Origin of the sequence: Aeromonas diversa CDC 2478-85 (assembly GCF_000819805.1) — a bacterium.
Taxonomy (GTDB): Bacteria; Pseudomonadota; Gammaproteobacteria; order Enterobacterales; family Aeromonadaceae; genus Aeromonas; species Aeromonas diversa.
The window spans coordinates 51,766-71,134 of sequence record NZ_CDCE01000004.1 but is presented as its reverse complement, the minus strand read 5'-3'; the positions used below and the strand labels follow the sequence as shown (position 1 = coordinate 71,134).

At 64.3% G+C, this 19,369-nt stretch carries 9 protein-coding genes; 4 read left to right on the top strand and 5 right to left on the bottom strand.

The window, feature by feature from the left end; genetic code table 11:
* Positions 1 to 2: 2 nt before the first annotated feature.
* The 3 genes from BN1121_RS00460 to BN1121_RS00450 form a co-directional block, all read right to left on the bottom strand.
* A complete protein-coding gene (locus BN1121_RS00460) occupies positions 3 to 464 on the bottom strand; it encodes a putative pterin-binding protein (RefSeq protein WP_005357319.1) in 462 nt (153 codons plus the stop codon).
* 69 nt (positions 465 to 533) lie between these two features.
* On the bottom strand, positions 534 to 3,671 hold the full coding sequence (locus tag BN1121_RS00455) for an efflux RND transporter permease subunit (protein WP_005357317.1): 3,138 nt from the start codon (positions 3,669 to 3,671) through the stop codon (positions 534 to 536).
* Positions 3,671 to 4,684, bottom strand: a complete 1,014-nt coding sequence (locus BN1121_RS00450; protein WP_043157917.1) for an efflux RND transporter periplasmic adaptor subunit — start codon at positions 4,682 to 4,684, stop codon at positions 3,671 to 3,673. The genes BN1121_RS00455 and BN1121_RS00450 overlap by 1 nt, the downstream gene beginning before the upstream one ends.
* Before the next feature lie 153 nt (positions 4,685 to 4,837).
* Here BN1121_RS00450 and BN1121_RS00445 point away from each other — a divergent pair, with 153 nt between their 5' ends.
* Together BN1121_RS00445 and xthA are read left to right on the top strand one after the other, a co-directional pair.
* Entirely contained in the window at positions 4,838 to 6,466 is a 1,629-nt protein-coding gene (locus BN1121_RS00445; protein WP_005357314.1) for a tetratricopeptide repeat-containing response regulator, read from the top strand.
* Positions 6,467 to 6,622: 156 nt separating this feature from the next.
* Positions 6,623 to 7,429, top strand: coding sequence for an exodeoxyribonuclease III (gene xthA / locus BN1121_RS00440; protein ID WP_005357313.1), 807 nt, complete (start codon positions 6,623 to 6,625; stop codon positions 7,427 to 7,429).
* Positions 7,430 to 7,483: 54 nt separating this feature from the next.
* On the opposite strand, the gene BN1121_RS00435 is transcribed toward xthA, so the two are convergent.
* Together BN1121_RS00435 and BN1121_RS00430 are read right to left on the bottom strand one after the other, a co-directional pair.
* Entirely contained in the window at positions 7,484 to 13,960 is a 6,477-nt protein-coding gene (locus BN1121_RS00435) for an alpha-amylase (RefSeq protein WP_052450247.1), read from the bottom strand.
* A 340-nt stretch (positions 13,961 to 14,300) separates the two neighbouring features.
* Positions 14,301 to 14,696 carry an NUDIX hydrolase gene (locus BN1121_RS00430; protein ID WP_005361751.1) on the bottom strand — a complete coding sequence of 132 codons (396 nt, stop codon included), beginning with the start codon at positions 14,694 to 14,696 and terminating at the stop codon, positions 14,301 to 14,303.
* Between the two features lie 272 nt (positions 14,697 to 14,968).
* Between BN1121_RS00430 and BN1121_RS00425 the strand changes: the two genes are divergently transcribed.
* Both BN1121_RS00425 and BN1121_RS00420 read left to right on the top strand, forming a co-directional pair.
* A complete protein-coding gene (locus tag BN1121_RS00425; RefSeq protein WP_005361752.1) occupies positions 14,969 to 16,180 on the top strand; it encodes an efflux RND transporter periplasmic adaptor subunit in 1,212 nt (403 codons plus the stop codon).
* A 9-nt stretch (positions 16,181 to 16,189) separates the two neighbouring features.
* Positions 16,190 to 19,303: an efflux RND transporter permease subunit gene (locus BN1121_RS00420; protein ID WP_005361753.1), complete on the top strand. Its 3,114-nt coding sequence runs from the start codon at positions 16,190 to 16,192 to the stop codon at positions 19,301 to 19,303.
* Positions 19,304 to 19,369: the final 66 nt, after the last annotated feature.

Here is a 19,369-nt window from a genome sequence, read left to right as displayed (position 1 = left end):
GGTCACTCCACCCGGATCCGGTTTACCTGCCACACCGAGCGCGCATAGTAGCGCTTGTTCTTGAGATCGGGCAGCTGATCGAAGGGGTAGATGATGATGAAGGGGCCCCGCTCGCGCACCGACATCCGCTCACCGTCGACGCTGTGGGCCAGGATGGGCGAATAGGCCTGCAGGTCGCTCATGGGGATCTGCGCCATATAGTCATTGAGGGCATGCACCCAGAGTATCTTTCCACTGGCATCGGCCTGACGCAGCAGATCGGCCAGCAGAGGCCCCCGAAAGGTACGCGCCCCCGGATACCAGGGGGTATGGGTCCTGATCTCATACTGGGGCAGGCCCATGACCATGCTCTCATCGAAGCGCAGCTGCTCTCCCGGTTTCTCCAGGGTAAGGAGCGTGTCGCTCGCCAGGGCCTGACTCAGCCAGAGCGCACACCACACCATCATCCAGCCTAACCATTTCATACTCGTCTCCCCAACCGACAGGTCAGCTTATCCCATGGCTCCATCGGGGGCCATCTTGCACCCCATCTATCAGCGTATCCCATCCCCACCCACTTTGCGGCACGCCTGATGGGCAGTGTCCCCCTCCTGTGCCAAGGCGGCCTCCAGCTCCCTGCGCTGTGACTCGGGCGAGCGGGTATGGCGCGCCAGCAAGCGATACATGGCGGGGATCAGCAGCAGGGTCAGCAGGGTGGCCAACAAGACACCGCAGAAGACCACTATGCCAACCGCCTGACGGCTCTCGGCCCCGGCACCGCTGCCGATGAGCAGCGGAATGGCCCCGATCACCGTCGTGGCGGCAGTCATCAGGATCGGGCGAAGGCGCCGCACCGCACCGGCGCAGATGGCCTCGTCGAAGGAGACTCCCCGGTCGCGCAGCTGGTTGGCAAACTCCACGATGAGGATGCCGTTCTTGGTGACCAGGCCAATGAGCATGATCATGGCAATCTGACTGTAAAGATTGATGCTCATCCCCCACCACCAGAGGCCAAGCAAGGCGCCCGCCAATCCGAGCGGCACGGTCAGCAAGACGATAAACGGGTGGACGAAGCTCTCGAACTGGGCTGCCAGGATGAGATAGACCACCACCAGGGCCAGCATGAAGATAAACATGACGCTGCCCTGGTTACTGCGGTACTCCAGCGATTCGCCCTTGTAGTCCACCACCGCATAGGGCGGCAACTCCTGTTGCACCGTCTGCTCGAGAAACGCCAGCGCCTCACCCAGGCTGTAATCTTCCACCAGGTTGGCGCTCAGGGTGATCGCCTTCTTGCGATTGTAGTGAGAGAGCTGGCTGGCCGTCCCTTGCTCGGTGAAGCGTACCAGGTTATCGAGGCTCACCAGCCTCCCCTCCTGGGTACGGACATAGATGGAGGCGAGATCCCCCTTGGCGTTGAAGCGATCGGCGAGCCCCCGCAGGTAGACGTCGTACTCCTCCCCCCGCTCCACGAAGGTGGTGGTACGCCGCCCACCGAGCAGGGTCTCCAGGGTCTGGGCGATGTCGCGCACCGGGATGCCCAGACGCGCCGCCCGCTCCTGATCGATCTCTACCTCAAGCTCGGGCTTGGTCTCGTCGTAGTCGATGTCCACATCGCTCAGACCCGGATTGGCCTTGGCCTTCTCCACCAGCAGGTCGGCCCACCCCTTGAGCTCCCCGTATTCGGCGCCGCCTATCACAAACTGGACCGGCGCCCGGGTACTACCGCGGATACTGGAGGGGAGTATGGGTATGGTGATGACGTCGGGCAGGTCCGCCAGCTTGCTCCTCACCTCGGCGACGATGGCCTGCACCGGGCGACGCCCCGTCTCCCACTTCTCCAGGTTGAAGACGACGATGCCCGAGTTGATCCCATCGCCCCAGCCCGGGGTTCGCACCGTGATGTTGGCCACATCCCCCTTGCCCACCATGGGCAGGAGTCGCTGCTCGATGGCCAGCATCGACGACTTCATTCGCTCGTAACTGGCCCCGGGGGCCCCTTTCACCAGCAGGAAGATGGCGCCGCGATCCTCGGGGGGCGTCAGGCTCTGGGGCAACTTCTGATAGAGCCAGACCGAGCCGCCGAGCAACAGGAGCAGAATGGGGGGCACCCAGAGCGAGTGCGCCAGTACCCGCCGCAGCCAACCCTCATAGGTCGCCTCCATGGCGGCGAAGCGCTCATCGAGCCACTGGCTGAAGCGGTTGGGATTGGCCTGGGGCTTGAGCAGCTTGGCCCCCATCACCGGAGAGAGGGTCAGGGCCACCAGGCTGGAGAAGGCCACGGCCGCCGCCAGCAGCACCGCAAACTCGGTGAAGATGCGCCCCAGGGTCCCCCCCATGAAGACGATGGGCAGAAACACCATCACCAGCACGGCAGTGGTGGCGATCACCGCAAAGCCCACCTCGCGGGTGCCGTGCCAGGCGGCCAACAGGGGGGAGCGCCCCCGCTCCAGGTGGTGATGGATGTTCTCCAGCACGACGATGGCGTCGTCCACCACCAGTCCGATGGCGAGGATCAGCGCCATCATTGTGATGAGGTTGACCGAGTAGCCAAAAGCCATGGCCACCATGAAGGCGGCGATGAGGGAGACCGGCACAGTGACGGCCGGGATCAGGGTCGCCCGCACCTGGCCGAGGAAGATATAGATGATGAGCACCACCAGGCTCGCCGTGATGGCGAGCGTCTGGTAGACCTCGTCGATGGCACTCTGGATGAAGACCGAGCTGTCATAGGTGGGCACCAGGCGGGTTCCTTCCGGCAGGAAGGGGGTCACCTCGGCGAGCTCCGCCTTGACGCCGGCGATCACATCCAGGGTATTGGCCTGGGACTGCTTGATGATCCCCAGCCCCACCACGTTGACCCCGCTCGCCTTGAACAGGCTCTCCTCCTGCTTGGCGCCGGCCCACACCTTGGCCACCTCCTGCAGGCGTACCACGGCACCGTTTGGTTCGCGCTTTATCACCAGATAGCGAAAGTCCCGCTCCTGGCTGTAGCTGCGCCGGATCCGTGCGGTGAAGGTCTGCTGGTTGTTCTTGAGTTCCCCGGCGGGCAACTCCACGTTTTCTCGCTCGAGGGCCGCTATGATGTCACTCACCGTGATCCCGCGCGCCGCCATGGCGATGGGGTCGATGCGCACGTTCATCACCCGCTCCTGGCCGCCACCGAGGAAGACCTGGCTCACCCCGTCCACCAGACTCAGGCGATCGATCAGGGTGCGCTTGGCGTAATCGTTCAGGGCCACGCTGTCCATGTGGCTGGATCTCAGGGTCACCCAGAGGATCACCTCGTCATTGGCATCGGCCTTGCTGACCACGGGGGTATCTGCCTCCCGGGGCAGCACCCAGGCGGCCCGGGCCACGGCATCGCGCACGTCGCTGGCGGCCGCATCGAGATCCCGCTCCGGCACAAACTCGATGGTGACGCTCGAGAAGCCATCGACCGTGTCCGAGCTGATGGCCTTGATGCCGGCGATGCCCGAGAACTGATCCTCGAGTGGCTTGGTGATGCGCGACTCGACCACGGAGGCCGAGGCCCCCTCGTAACCCGTCTCGACAGAAACCACGGGGGCGGCCGTGTCGGGCATCTCCCGCAGGGGCAGGGCGCGAAAGGCGAGCACGCCGAAGACGCAGAGCATCAGGCTGATGACGGTGGCGAGCACGGGGCGCTCGAGAGAGAGTTCCGAGAGCCTCATCAGCGCACCTCCACCCTGGCACCGTCATGGAGCTTCACCGTGCCCTTCTCGACTATCTTCTCCCCCGCCTTGAGGCCGGCCACCACGCTCACCCTCTCCCCCAGGTTTTCCCCCACCTCGACGGCGCGCCGGGTCACCTTCTCGCCATCATAGACATAGACGTAACGCTCGGCGCCCGAATAGAGCAGCGCCTGGCTCGGAATGAGGGGATGGGTGCCCGCCGGCAGGGTGACCGCCAGCTTCATCAACATGCCGGGGCGCAGGCGGTGATCGGCATTGGGCAGCGTCAGGCGCGCCGTGGCGCTCAGGGTCTCGGGGTCGAGTCGGGTGTTGACGCCGGTGAGGGTGGCGGTAAAGCGCTCTCCCGGCCAGGCTTCGCTGGTCGCCTCTAGCCGGCTACCGAGTTTGAGGCGGGCGTAGTACTTCTCGGGTACCTGCAGATCGAGCTTCATGGTACCCAGATCATCTAGCGTGGTGAGCACGGTATCGGCCTGCACCAGGGCGCCGGCCTGATAGTCGGAGAAACCGACCACGCCGGCGAACGGGGCGCGCAGGGTCAGGTAGTCGAGCTCGGCGCGGGCGGCCTCCAGCTTGGCCTCGGCCTTGGCCACCTGGGCGCTGGCGGCATCGAGATCGGTACGCGAGAGGGCCTTGCGCTCGAACAGGCGCTGGTTGTTGGCAAGCTGACGGCGCTGATCGGCCAGCTCGGCCTCGGCCTCTCGCACCCGGGCCCGCTCAACCCTGTCGTCGAGCTGCACCAGCAGGGCGCCGGCTACCACCTGCTCCCCCTCCCGAAACGCCATGCGCTCGATGCGGGCATTGACCCGGGAGCCGATATCCACGGAGCGATTGGCCTTGAGCAGCCCGAGCAGCTCGATACGGGCCTGCGTCTGGGACTCTTGCACCTCCACCACCGAGACGAGGGGCAGAGGGCGTCCTGCCGGGCTCCCCTCGGCGTGAACGGCGGGGATCAGCAATACACTCAGCATTGCCGCCTTAATGCTTCCTTTCATTTTGTTTTTTCTCACCTTTCCTGGTCGCAGCACAGCATAACCCAGCTATTGTGCGATACCACAGAAATGTGACAAATGACCTTGGCCCGGGTTATTTGCCGCTGGGCACCTTTGCTGGCACACTCACTCTATGTAACCCGGTATCCTTGCCCTATGTCGACACAGCCTCGCCCCGATCGTGATTTGCACCTGCTGCTGGTGGATGAACAGCGCTCCTTCCATATCATGATGAAGGCGATGCTCCTCAACGCCGGCATCCATCGCATCGCCTACGCCTATTCGGCGGAAGAGGCCCGCCGCCTGTGCGGCAAGCAGCCTTTCGACATCTATCTCATCGACTACGATCTGGGCGCCGGGGAGAATGGCCGCCAACTCCTCGAGAGCCTGCGCGAGAAACGCCTTGTCCCGCCCCAGTCGGTGGTCATCATGGTGAGCAGCGATGCCAGTCGGGCCATGGTGCTGAGCGCCATCGAATCCGAGCCTGACGAGTACCTGATGAAGCCCTTCTCGCAGGAGCAGTTTCGGATGCGCCTCAAGCGCGCCCTGGCACGGCGCCGCGCCCTGGCCCCCCTCTACGAGGCCCTGGCCAAACGCGACGATCAGGCGCTCATCGCCGCCTGTGAGCAGGGCGCCAAGGATCACCCCCGCTACAGCAACTTCTGTTGCTGCCTGCAGGCCGATGCCATGATGCGCCAGGGGCGCCATCAGGAGGCGCGCAGCCTGCTGCGCCAACAGCTGGCCGAGCAGGACAACAGCTGGCTGCGCCTCGGCCTTGGCAAGGCGTGCCACCAGTTGGGGCTCAATGACGAGGCGAGCAGCCACCTGCAGGCCTGCCTCAAGCTCACCCCCCTGATGGTCGAGGCCTATCATGCCCTGGCCGAGAGCTATCTGGCTCAGGGTCGGGGCAGCGAGGCGCTCGAGCAGCTCAAGCAGGCCGTCTCCCTGTCGCCCCAGTCGGTCCACCTCTCCCGACGTCTGGCCGAGATGAGCCTGCAACAGGGAGACTATGCCACCGCCAAGGACGTGCTGTTTAACCTCATCGAGCTGACCCGCAACTCGATTCACCGCACTCCCCACTACCTCGGGGCCTATATCCAGACCCTCACCCTCTATGCCCTCAACAGCAACGACAGCTTTCACATCGCCAACCTGCAGAAACAGGTCAACAGCGCCCTGTCGCGTCTGCGCGATGTGCTCAATGACGGGGAGTTCAACTACCCTGTCTTCGAGCAGCTCTGCCAGGCTCGGGTGCAGATAGCCAGAGGGGAGCTGCTCAAGGGCAAGAAGATGCTCTATCGGGCCAACCAGAACTGGCTCGACAAGCCCGAGACCATGCCCCCCGCCCTGCTCGGCGAGACCCTGCTCGGCCTCTACCAACTCGGCGAGTTTGAGTACGCCGAGACCCTGCAGGGACTGCTCTCGGAGGACGAGGACAAGCTGCTGACCACCTGTATCAACGCCACCCGTGACGACAAGACGGTGCAGGAGCGGCGTCTGCGCTACCAGCAGCTCAACGAACTCGGCATCAAGGCCTATCAGGCGGGTGAACTGGAGCAGGCGCTCGGCCATTTTCGCGAGGCACTGCGCCGCACCCCGGCCAACACGGGGGCGGCCCTTAACAAGATCCAGGTGCTCTTGCAGCTCATCGCCAAGGATCGCAAGAACGGCGAATACGGTGACGAGTGCCGCAACACCATTGGCATGCTAGAGGGGATCCCCCTCAACCCCGCCCAGCAGGATCGCTTTCGCAAGCTGCGCCAGGAGTTCGGCCACATAGGCTAGGCCCCACCCGACGCAGGCGCGGGGGCGCCGCCACCAGGCGAGAGCCCCACATCAGGCCGCCTTCGGGCCCGGGCTGGCGAGAGGTAAGCTGACGCCTTGCATCGCGACCGGATTCCGAGTCCAATACCGGCAAACCACGACATGAGCATACCAACAATGAAGATCGTCTCTTTCAATATCAACGGCCTGCGTGCCCGCCTTCATCAGTTGCAGGCCCTCATCGACAAACACCAGCCGGACGTCATCGGCCTGCAGGAGATCAAGGTCCACGACGAGGCCTTCCCGCTGGCCGAGGTCGAGGCCATGGGCTATCACGTGGCGTTTCACGGCCAGAAGGCCCACTACGGGGTCGCCATCATGAGCAAGCAAAAGCCCCTGACAGTGGAGAAGGGCTTCCCCGGCGACGACGAAGAGGCCCAGCGCCGCATGATCATGGCCACCTTCGAGCGCGAGGGTGGCGGCGTCATCAAGGTGATGAACGGCTACTTCCCGCAGGGCGAGAGCCAGGATCACGAGACCAAGTTCCCGGCCAAGCAGAAGTTCTATGAAGACTTGCAGCACTATCTCGAAACCCACCACTCCCCGAGCGATCAGTTGGTGCTGATCGGGGATATGAATATCTCCCCCACCGATCGCGACATCGGTATCGGCGAGGCCAATCGCAAGCGCTGGCTGCGGGACGGCAAGTGCTCCTTCCTGCCCATCGAGCGCGAGTGGATGGAGCGTCTGAAAGGGTTCGGCCTCACCGACACCTTCCGCGCCGCCCACCCCGACGAGTGCGAACGCTTCTCCTGGTTTGACTACCGCTCCAGGGGCTTTGACGAAAATCGGGGTCTGCGCATCGACCTCATCATGGCCTCCGACGCCCTCAAGGATTCGGTCACCGAGGTGGGGATCGACTACGAGCTGCGCGGCATCGAGAAACCCTCGGATCACGCCCCGATCTGGGCCAGCTTCGCCTGATCCTGTCCATGAAAGAGGGGGAGCCATCGGCTCCCCCTCTCGTTACGCCTCCTCTTAAGGGGCCTCCCCCACCCAGACCGAGACGGCGCCCGGCTTGGTCTTGAACTCGGCCCAGCCGTCACCGTTGGCGCAGACCCTGTCACCATAGTGACCGGTGACATCCTGGAAGCAGCGGTTGCGATGAGCGGGCCCCATCTCCATCCATTTGCGACCCTCATAGCCGTTGTCGGTCATGAGCACGGCCACCCCCCTCGGGTGGGCGCTGTCCCCCTCACGGGTCCAGCCGATCACATCCCGATCGTTGAGATAGCTGCGCTGGGTGCCATAGGCCTGGTCGCGGCGCACCTGCAAGAGGGTGTCGATCACCCCCTGCTGGGAGGCGATGCGGATGTCGTGCTCCTGCCCGTCCCGCCCCTTGTCTCGGTAGCTGGCGCCGTAGTAGTCGGCGTAGAAGAGGTTGGGATACCCCTCCTGGCGCAGCAGGATGAAGGAGTAGGCGAGCGGCTTGAACCAGTCCAGCACCGGCGACTCGAGCATCTGCAGCGGCTGGGTGTCGTGGTTCTCCACCAGGGTCACCGCATGGGCCGGGTTGGACTGCATCAGGGTGCCATTGAGCAGGCTGCCCATGTCGAAGTCGCCGTTGCCCCGGGAGGCGTTGTGGAAGTTCAGGTGCAGGGGGGCATCGAACAGGGCCATGCGATAGCCGGTGGCCTTGAGATACCCCTGTAGCTTGGCCCTGTCGTAGTCCCAATACTCGCCGACCGTGAAGAGCCCCTTGCCGGTGCTGCCGCGCACCCCGTCGAGCCACTCCTTGAAGAAGCTCGCCTTGATGTGCTTGACCGCATCGAGCCGGAATCCATCGAGGGAGGCGGTATTGACATACCAGCGGCCCCAGCGCTTGAGCTCCTCGACCACTTCGGGGTGATCCATGTCGAGATCGGCCCCCATCAGGTAGTCGTAGTTGCCAAACTCGCCGCTCACCTCCCCATCCCACCCCTTGCCGAGACCGCGGAACTTGAAGATGGCCTTCTCCTGCTTGCCGGCATCCCAGTCCACTCCGTCGAAGTGGTACCAGCGCCACTTGAAATCGGAATAGGTGTCACCACGGCCCGGGAAGTCGAAGCGGGTCCAGGCGCTGATCTCGCCATCGCTGCCGTACTCCTGGTTGCGATTGCTCCCCTCCACCCGCACGGCGGTGACGGTCTCGGTCTGATCGGCGCCGAACTTGTGATTGAGTACCACGTCCCCATAGACCTGGATCCCGGCCCGGTGGGCGCGCTCGATGGCGGCGAGATACTGCTCCTTGTCACCGTAGCGGGTACGCACCGACCCCTGCTGGTTGAACTCCCCCAGATCGTAGAGATCGTAAGTGGCGTAGCCCACATCCAGTGAGCCGTCGGGGCGGATCATCGCCTTGCTCGCCGGCGGCAGCCAGAGCGCGGTGACGCCCTTGGCGGCCAGGGTCGACGCCTCATCCGCCACCTTGAGCCAGAGGTTATCCTCCTGGGTGTTGTACCAGTGGAAGTACTGCATCATGACCCCGTTGGCCGGCGTCGGCGACGCGTCCGTGGTCACCGACAGCGTCTTGCTCTGCGGATCATGGGCATCGAGCACGAATCGGTAGAGGCCGGCGCCGGTCACCCGGATCAGGATCTGGCCGTCGTCGCCAGCGTCCAGCAGGGTCAGTCCCCCCTCGGGTGCACTCAGATCCCCGAACTGGAGGCGGACCCGGGTCCAGTCATCGGAGGCGATCTTGAAGCGATACTCCCCCGGCTGCAGGTAGACGCTGGCGCCATATTTACCGTTGCCCACATAGGTGAGCGCGGCGCCAGACTGCCAGTCGGTGAGGGTACCGCGCAGGTAGAGGGCCTCGTCCCCGTAGGGGGGCGGTACCAGAGGCGGCGCATCGGGGGCTGTGATAGTGAGCCTGGGTTGGGCCGGGTTGGCGAGACTCAGCGTGAAGCGGTAGGTACCGCTCGCCGGCGCCTCGATCTGCACATTGCCGCTCACGTTGCGCCACGGCAAAGACCCGAAACCGGCGATCAGGTTGCCGGCACCGAACTGGGGATCCCAGTCGCCGCTGGCCACCTTGAGCTCGTGGGAACCTGCCGCCAGCGTGAGGCTCGACTCATAGACGCCCGCGCCCTTGTAGATCATGGGGGTCGAGGCATCCCAGGGGGTCTTGCTAAAGGAGCCACGCAGGAAGAGGGGCTCGCCGCCCACATCCATGCCGGCCCCTTGCTCACCCTGCTGGGGCTTGGCAAAGACCACGACGCTCAGACCCGGGATCACCAGCTCTCCCTTCTCGACCCGGGCGGCATGCAGCCGCTCGTCGCCACCGGCCGCCAGCACAGGGTGCAGGACGAACCCATCGGCACCGGGAATGGGGACCCGTTGCTCCCAGATGCTGCCGTTGATGGCTACCGCCAGCGCCTGATTGGCGGGATCGAGATCCGCACCGGCCGCCACCCCGTCATCCACCGTCATGACGATGGTGCCGGGGCGGGCCTGGCTGCCGATGGCGTGGAAGCGCACCCGCTTGAGGATCTGATCCGTCTCGCCGAGGCGCAACAGTTCGCTGCCGGCGCGGATAGCAAGCAGCTCCCGGAAACGGGCGTCGCTCCAGGCGATCTCGGCCGGGCCGACCCGGGTGTTGGGGTTGGCGATGATCCGGCCAATCCACTCCCAGTTGCTGCCGTCCTTGTCCTGACGGGGCAGGCCGACGTTCCAGTTGTTGCCCTGCTTGCTGAAGTAGACCCGGTTAAACCAGTCGCCCGAGTCGTAGCTGTCGCGCTCCATGGATTTGGATCGCAGCAGCTCAGAGCCCATGTGCAGGAAGGGCACCCCCTGGCCCAGCAACACGGGGGCGAGCCCCACTATCTGCATGCGGGCCCGGTCCTGGGGTGATACCTCCCCCTTGGCCTTGTACTGGTTGATGTCCCACAGGGTCTGGTTGTCGTGTTTGGAGACATAGTTGACCGTCTCCTGGGGATCGGCCGCATAACCGGCCCCGTGGCCACCAAACTGGTAGTCACGGCCCAGTACTGTGCCGCCATCGGTGGGCAGGGGATAGGTTTGCAGGTTGGCCGCCATGCCGAGGCGGATGAGATCCATCTTGTTGCCCATGGCATCGAAGCGATCGCCGGCGTTGGCGAGGCCCGGCGTGCCGTTCATGGGATCGGAGTGATCCCCGCGCACCGCATCGCGCAGCCGGTCGTTATAGGTGCCGATGCCGGTGCCGGCCATGTTCCACTGGCTCGAGTTGACGCCGCGGGCATTGTTTTGCACCTCGCCAAAGTCCCACCCCTCCCCGTAGAACCAGGTGTCGCCGTCGACCCGTTTCACCGCATCGAACGCCTTGACCACGCTCGACTTCATCAGGTGGCCCATGAGATCGAAACGAAAGCCGTCGATCTTGTACTCCGTTGCCCAGGAGACCAGGCTGTCGGCCACCAGCTTCTCGAACATGCGGTGCTCGGAGGCGGTGTTGTCGCAGCAGGTGGAGCTCTCTACCAGGCCGTTGTCCGGGTTACGCCTGTGGTAGTAACCGGGTACCACCTTGTCGAGCACTGAGGTGTTATAGAGGCTCGAGGAGCTGGTGTGGTTGAAGACCACATCCTGCACCACCCGAAAGCCCATCTGGTGCAGGGCCTGCACCATGCTGCGGTATTCGCGGATCCGGGGCAGGCCGTCGCTCTCGACCGCATAGCTCCCCTCGGGGGCGTTGTAGTGGTAGGGATCGTATCCCCAATTGAAGCCATCTCTCGGGCGGATCTCCGCAAGCAGTGCCTGGACATCGCCGCTGGCGGGATCGAGCCCCTCCAGCAGGCTGCGCAGGGTACCGCTACCGGCCCTGGCGCAGAGGGCTGCCTTGGGATTGAGTCCCTTGGCCGGGTCGCAGAGCTTGCTCACATCGTCGTCGAGATCCATGCGCCGGGCGGCCTCCTCCTCCACTGAGGAGAGATCGAAGCTCGGCAGCAGGTGGATGGTGTTGAGCCCGGCCTCCCGCAGCAGCTTGAGGTGCTGCACGCTGGCGCGCGCCCCTTCCGTGAAGGCAAGGTACTTGCCGTTATAGGAAGGCGTCCCCCCCTTGTCGGAATTGCTGAAGTCGCGGATATGCAGCTCGTAGATGATGCTGTCTTCGGGCTTGGCCAGGGGGGGCACGCTCTGCGCATCCCAACCGACCGGCTTGGCCTGCCCTCCTTCCAGATCCACCAGCTGCGAGAAACGGCTGGCGGTACTCAGGGAGACCGAATAGGGATCCGTGGTGGTCATCCGCTCCAGTTTGCCGCTCTTGTAGTGGTACGCCTCTATCTCATAGCGATAGAAGCTCCCCTCCAGGCTGGCGGCGCCATCGAACGCCCAGATGCCACTGCCGGCGTCCTCGGTCATGGCGACCGGGGATTGGGGCAAGGGGCGTTTTTGCGCGTCGTAGAGGTAGAGTGCCACCTTGCGGGCGGTGGGTGCCCAGAGGCGGAAGTGGGATGCCCCCCCCTCCATCCAGGCCCCCAGCCGGGCCTCATCGGCATCGTTATCGCCCCGGGTGTAGAGGGCATCGATGACGAAGGGGGTCTGCACCTGGGTCGCCGCCATGGCCTTGCCCTCGGCATCGACCGCCACCGCCAGCAGGGACTGCTTGAGCATGGCCCTGGCCTGCTCCGCCGTTGCACTCAGGGTAAAGCGCGAGCGCCCCTTGAGGTGGGGGAAGCGCTCATCCGTGAGTTGTCCGCCGGCGCCGAGCACAAGGCGCTGGAAGCGCTCGGGCTGAGCCAGCTCCCCCTCTCCGGCCCAGAGCTCGTAATGGTCGGCGCCAGGGGGGGCGCTCCAGGCCAGGGTATCGAGAGAGAGCCAGTGGGCAGCGGCCCCCGTCACGGCCACAGGGAGCTCACGTTGGGGCTGATAGTAGAGACTCGGATTGCCATCGAAGGTGTAGGCGACGTTGCCCCGACTCAGATCCAGGTTGCCGTCGCCGCCCCAGGCCCGAACCTCCCCCTTGTGGATGAGGAAGTTCACGCAGGCACCGTGCCCGGGCTTGATGGGGATCCGAAACGCGATGCCATCGGGCCCGGCACCGCCGACGGGTGCCTGGGGCTGGGCCCAGCCGGTGCTGGTCACCACACTGTCACAGCGGGGATCGTTCCACAGATGGATGCCCCAGCCGTCGTAGTTGCCATCGACCCGGCGATAGTGGATCACCGCCTCGTCGTAGTGCGGGACCTGCGCCGTGCTGCCAGTCGGGGTCGGATCCTGGCTGTCGGGGATGCCGTCCCCATCATCGTCGCTGGAGGCCCTGTCTCCCCAACCATCCCCATTGCTGTCGCGGGTCTCGAAGCGATCCAGCGGGAAGGCGTCCTGTTGATCGGGGACGCCGTCGCCATCCTGATCCGGCAGCTGGCTTTGCCCTGTCTCGTCTGGCAAGGGATCGACACCATTGTTGTTCCCACCCTGCTCGGCGGGGTGGCTGGTGGCGCTTAAGGGGTCGCTACCCAGACGCAGCTCGTCGGCATCCAACCAGCCGTCGTTGTCGTCGTCCGGGTCGGCGTTATCGCCGATGCCATCCTTGTCGCTGTCTTGCGACTCTGACTTGTCGTCCGGGAAGGCGTCGGCCTCGTTGTTGACACCATCGCCGTCACGATCGGGGTCTTGCGCGTCGGCTATCTTGTCCCCGTCCCGATCGGCGGGTTGACTGGTGGCGCTTAAGGGGTCGCTACCCAGACGCAGCTCGTCGGCATCCGGCCAGCCGTCGTTGTCGTCATCCGGGTCGGCGTTATCGCCGATGCCATCCTTGTCGCTGTCTTGCGACTCGGACTTGTCGTCCGGGAAGGCGTCATCGGCATCCAGAGTACCATCACCGTCGCGATCCCTGGCCCCCAATACCGGAGCCCCCTCCTGCACGGTGAAATGCCAGTGGCCGGTGACGATGGACTGTCCGCTCTGTTGCTGATTGAGCAGATCGGCGCCGATCGCACTGGCCCCCTGGCTCAGGAGCATTCCCCCCTGCTCGGTCAGCTGCTGCGCCGTTGCCGGTAGCAGCTGTGCCAGGGCGCGCGCCGAGGCGGCGATCACCGGCTCGGGCCTGGCCACGTAATCCTGCGTCGGGTCGAGACTGGGCTGGGTCAGCTCATGGCGTAGTCGGGAGAGCGCCTCCTCGGGTGAGCGCCCCTCCCGCTGCTGCAGGGCAAGATAGGTGGTAAAGGGGGTCACCAGACGGGAATCCGCCGGTGCCATCATCAGAAAGTCGCGCGCGACGGTGCGATCCGGTTCGTCGAGATCCCGGGTCTGACCGGCGATGGCTCTGGCCATCACCATGCCCACCGCCTGCGCCGGCATGGAGAGCCGGGCACGCCCCTGCTCATCACTCCGGGTTTGGGGCTCCCCCGGATCTATCTTGCCGTTACCATTGCTATCGAGCCAGACGCTGGCCCGATGCAGGTAGCCGTCGATGATCCGAAGCTCGACCTCCCTGGTCTGTGGCTGGGGTGCCTGATCCCCCTCGCCGCCACAAGAGACGAGCACCCCGACAAGCGGCATGACTAACCATGTCGCCCGGTGCTTGCTAAATTTCATCGTTATTATTCCCGCTGTAGGTATCTGTGTAGGACAAGCCTGCCGTCATTTTATCCAGCGGGCTCTGTGCGGGCCGTGATCCTGCGCGAGATTCCACTACTGATGAAATGGCTAATAAAAGTGCGGTAGATCCGCATCAGGTGACGGGGTTAAACACCCGAGTGAGAGGGTCTGCAATGGTGGGGCAGGGCCCGAAGCAGGGCGTCGCGCGGCGAGGGGGTGGTCACCCAGGCGGTGAAAAGAGGTGCTAGCGTGGAGACGAAAATGCGACAGAGGGGAGCCCGGCTCCCCTCTGTCGTCATGGTCAGGAGGCCAATGCCCCCTGCTCCCTGAGCGCCTCCATCACCAGACGCGCCGCCACCGAGCAGCGGGGCAGATCGTCCCACCCGAGCCAGGCCAATTCGGCTATCTCGCTCGCCGGCGCCAGGGTGCCACTGTAATCGGCCCGATAACAGGTAAGACGCACCAGGGTGCCCACCGGCTTGCCGTCGGCCTGCGCCTCGAACAGACCGGCGGGGCTTAGCGTCTCGGGAACCAGGACCACGCTCAGCTCTTCGGCTACCTCGCGACAGAGGGCCTCCTGGTCGCTCTCACCGGGATCGCGCTTGCCGCCGGGCAGGTAGAAAAGAGACTTGTTGTGGGAGCGCACACAGAGCAAGCGCCCTTCGCGTACATATACCCAGGCCAGTTTGTCTATCACTGCGACTCACTCCTCGTTATATTGGCACCCAAACCGATAGGATGCTTTTGGACCCGACACATATACCACATTCATCAGGAAAACGTTATGCCGTTAACAGTTTGAAGGTGAAACAGGTTGGGTTCAGTTTCTACCCATACCATGCTTAGCCTGGGCTTAATCCCCGATTAAGTCACAATGAATCCAGCTTGTCCTTTTGGTTGCATCGGTACAGCTAAAACAACGATCGGATTGCCGTCCCGGAGGGGACTTTTTCAGTTAGAGGTAGTCACATGAACAGTTCTGTGCACAGGGACCATTATTTCATCAAGAGCCTGGTTGCGCTCTCTCTCGGCATCCTGCTCTCGGGTTGCGGCGACAAGGGAGAGCAGAAGGCGCAAGCCATCCCCGCCGTCCCCGTGGTCGTGCAAACCGCCACCCCGACGGACGTTCCGCTCACCACCGAGATGGTGGGGGAGACCGCCGGCTATCGCGAGATTGAGGTGCGCGCCCGGGTGAGTGGCATCCTGCTCAAGCGCACCTATGTGGAGGGTCAGCCGGTCAGCGCCGGCCAGGAACTGTTCCAGATCGACCCCGAGCCCTACCAGGTCGCCCTGGAGCAGGCCAAGGGAACCCTGGCCCAGGAGCAAGCCCGTCTCAACAAAGCCAAGGCAGATCGGGACCGTATCATTCCCCTGTTCAAGAAGCAGGTGGTGAGCCGCAAAGACTATGACGATGCCATCGCCAACTACGAGGCGAGCGTGGCCAGCTACCAGTCTGCCGAGGCCAAGGTGAAAGAGGCGGCCATCAACCTGGGTTACACCAAGGTGACCGCCCCCATCGGCGGCATGGCGAGCAAGAGCTCCCAGTCCGAGGGGAGCCTCATCGCCACCGGCGGCAACAGCAGCCTGCTCACCACCATCACCCAGTACAACCCCCTCTACGTCAACTTCTCCTACTCGGAGCAGGACCGTCTCAACTTCGAAAAGTCGGTCAAGAGCGGCAAGATTGAAACCAAGGGTGCCACCGACTGGCGCACCCATATCCAGCTGGCCGATGGCAGCACCTACCCCGAGGCGGGCAAGCTCAACTTCTCCGACAACCGGGTCGACCCGGCCACCGGCACCATCCGTGCCCGCGCCATCTTCGACAACCAGGACGGCGCCCTGCTGCCCGGCCAGTTCGTGCGCATGACCATCGATCTGGGTACCCGTAAAGACGCCATCGTGGTGCCGCCGCGTGCCATCGTCCAGTCCCAGGCCGATCGTCTGGTGATGGTGGTCGACGGCGACGACAAGGTCAGCCCGCGTCCGGTCAAGCTGGGCCCGACTGTCAGCAGCGGCATCATCGTCGAGAGCGGCCTGCAGGCCGGCGACCGCTTCATCGTCGAGGGGCTGATGAAGGCCCGTCCCGGGAGCGTGGTCAAGCCGGTCAGCGCCGAGCAGATGAAGGCGATCAACGCCCAGATGACCCAGGGCGCCGCCGGTAAAGCCGCCGCTCAATAAGGAGTCTCCATGTTTTCCAAGTTCTTCATAGAGCGCCCCATCTTCGCCAGCGTGATTTCGATCATCATAGTGCTGGGCGGGTTGGCGGCGATGCGCTCGCTCCCGGTGGAGCAGTATCCCCAGATCACCCCCGCCGTGGTCTCGGTGACCGCCTTCTACCCGGGTGCCACCCCGGAGGTGATCTCCCAGACCGTGGCCGCTCCCATTGAACAGCAGGTCAACGGGGTCGAGAACATGATCTACATGCAATCCGGCTCCGCCTCCAACGGCCAGATGAACCTCAACGTCTACTTCGACATCGGGGTCGATCCCGATCAGGCGACCATAGACGTCAACAACCGGGTCTCGGCCGCCATGGCCCAGCTGCCGGAAGAGGTGAAGAAGCAGGGGGTGACGGTGCGCAAGAAGTCCACCTCCATCCTGCAGGTGGTGACACTGCAATCGCCGAACGGCTCGTTTGATACCACCTATCTGTCGAACTACGCCCTGCTCAACATCATCGACGAGCTGAAACGTATCCCTGGCGTGGGTGACACCGCCCTGTTCGGCGGCACCGACTACGCCATGCGGATCTGGCTGCGCCCGGACCGGCTGGCGCAGCTGCAACTCACCCCGAGCGATGTGATCGGCGCCATCCGCGAGCAGAACACCCAGTTCGCAGCGGGCAAGATCGGCTCCCAGCCCACCAGCACCCCCACCGACTTCACCTACACGGTGCAGACCAAGGGGCGCCTCGATGACGTGAAGGAGTTCGAGAACATCATCATCCGCGCCATGCCGGACGGCTCCAAGATCCGTGTCCGCGACGTCGCCCGGGTCGAGCTCGGCGGCAAAGACTACGACGTGCTGGCCCGCGCCAACGGCAAGCCGGCCATCGGTATCGCCACCTACCTGCAACCGGGTGCCAACGCGGTCGCCGTGGCCGAGCAGGTGCGCGCCACCTTGGAGCGCCTGCAGCAACGCTTCCCGCAGGACGTGGAGTATCAGATTCCCTATGACACCACCGACTTCGTGAAGATCTCCATCGAGGAGGTGGTTCACACCCTGCTCGAGGCGATCGTGTTGGTGTTCGTGGTGGTCTACCTGTTCCTGCAGAACTTCCGTGCCACCCTGATCCCCTGTATCGCGGTGCCGGTGTCGCTCATCGGTACCTTCGCCGGCATGCTGATGCTGGGCTTCTCCATCAACCTGCTGACCCTGTTCGGCATGGTGCTCGCCATCGGTATCGTGGTGGATGACGCCATCGTGGTGCTGGAGAACGTCGAGCGGATCATGAGCGAGAAGAAGTGCTCCGCCAAGGAGGCCGCCGTCCTCGCCATGCAGGAGGTCTCCGGCCCCGTGGTCGCCATCGTGCTGGTGCTCTGCGCCGTGTTCCTGCCGGTCGCCTTCATGGGCGGCATGACCGGGGTGATGTACAAGCAGTTCGCCATCACCATCGCCGTGTCGGTGGCCATCTCCGGCCTGGTGGCACTGACCCTGTCGCCGGCCCTGTGCGCCATCTTGCTCAAAGAGGGTCACCACCAGCCGGCCCGCTTCTTCGTCTGGTTCAACAACGCCTTTGATCAGCTGACTCGCCGCTATGTGCGCGGGGTGGCCTTCCTCAACCGCCGCGTCGGCGTGGCCTTCGGCATCATCGCCATCATCCTCGGCAGCAGCTATGTGCTGTTTCACAAGGTGCCGGGCGCCCTGGTGCCGGACGAGGATCAGGGCTACCTCATCGGCTCGGTGATGCTGCCCGATGCCGCCGCCCTGACCCGTACCCAGGCGGTCGCCAATGATTTTGACAAGATGGCCATGGCCAACCCCAATGTGAAGGATGTGATCACCTTCTCGGGCTTTGACATCCTGTCGGGCTCCATCATCAGCAACCGCGGCCTCACCTTCGTGACGCTCAAAGACTGGAGCGAGCGTAACGGGGCAGGACAGGACTCCTTCTCCCTGGCCAAGACCTTCCAGGGGATGAGCCTGATGGGGCTGGCCGATGGCTTCACCGCCACCTTCAACCCGCCCCCCATCCAGGGCATGTCCACCACCGGGGGCCTCGAAGGCTATCTGCAGAACCGCGGCACCGGCGACGTGCACGCCTTCGCGGGTGAGGTGCAGCGTCTGCTCGACGCGGCCAAGGAGCGCCCTGAGTTTGCCAGCGTGACCACCACCTTCCGTGCCAACGTGCCCCAGGTCTTCCTGGATCTCGATCGCGAGAAGGCCAAGGCGCTGGGGCTGCCCATCAACGCCGTGTTCGACACCATGCAGGCCACCTTCGGCCAGGTCTATGTCAACGACTTCAACCAGTTCGGTCGTACCTACCGGGTGCAGTTGCAGTCCGAGGCGGACTACCGCGCCAAGAAGGATGACATCCGCAACGTCTATGTCCGCTCCAACAGCGGCGAGATGATCCCCCTCACCAGCCTGGTGACGGTGCGCGATGCCACCGGCCCCGAACTGGTCGAGCGTTTCAACATCTTCCCGGCCGCCAAGATCATGGCCCAGCCGGCGCCGGGGGTGAGCTCGGGCCAGGCCATCAAGGCTCTGGAAGAGGTCGCCGCCCAGACGCTCGGCAACGACGCCAAGCTGGAGTGGACTGGCGCCGCCTACCAGGAGAAAGCGGCCGCCGGCAGCGCCGCCATGGCATTTGGCTTCGGCATCGTGATGATCTTCCTCATCCTGGCCGCCCAGTATGAGCGCTGGAGCCTGCCGTTTGCGGTGATCACCGCCGTGCCGTTCGCCCTGTTCGGCGCCCTGCTCGCCACCTGGGCCGTGGGGCTCACCAACAACGTCTACTTCCAGATAGGTCTGGTGACGCTGGTGGGATTGGCGGCCAAGAACGCCATCCTGATCGTGGAGTTCGCGGTCATGAAGCATGAAGAAGGGATGAGCCTCATCGAGTCGGCCCTGGAGGCGGCGCGCCTGCGCTTCCGTCCCATCGTGATGACCTCGCTGGCGTTTATCCTCGGCTGTGTGCCCCTGGTCACCTCCAGCGGCGCCGGCGCCGCGAGCCGCCACGCCCTCGGCTGGCCGGTGATCGGCGGCATGCTGGCGGCGACCTTCATCGCCATCTTCTTCATCCCGCTCTTCTTCCGCCTCATCATGAAAAGCTCGGAGAAGCGCCAGAAGCAGGCATAACTGCCAATAAGAGAGAAAACGGCGGCCCACGGGCCGCCGTTTCGTTATGGGCCCCTTGCGGGCAGC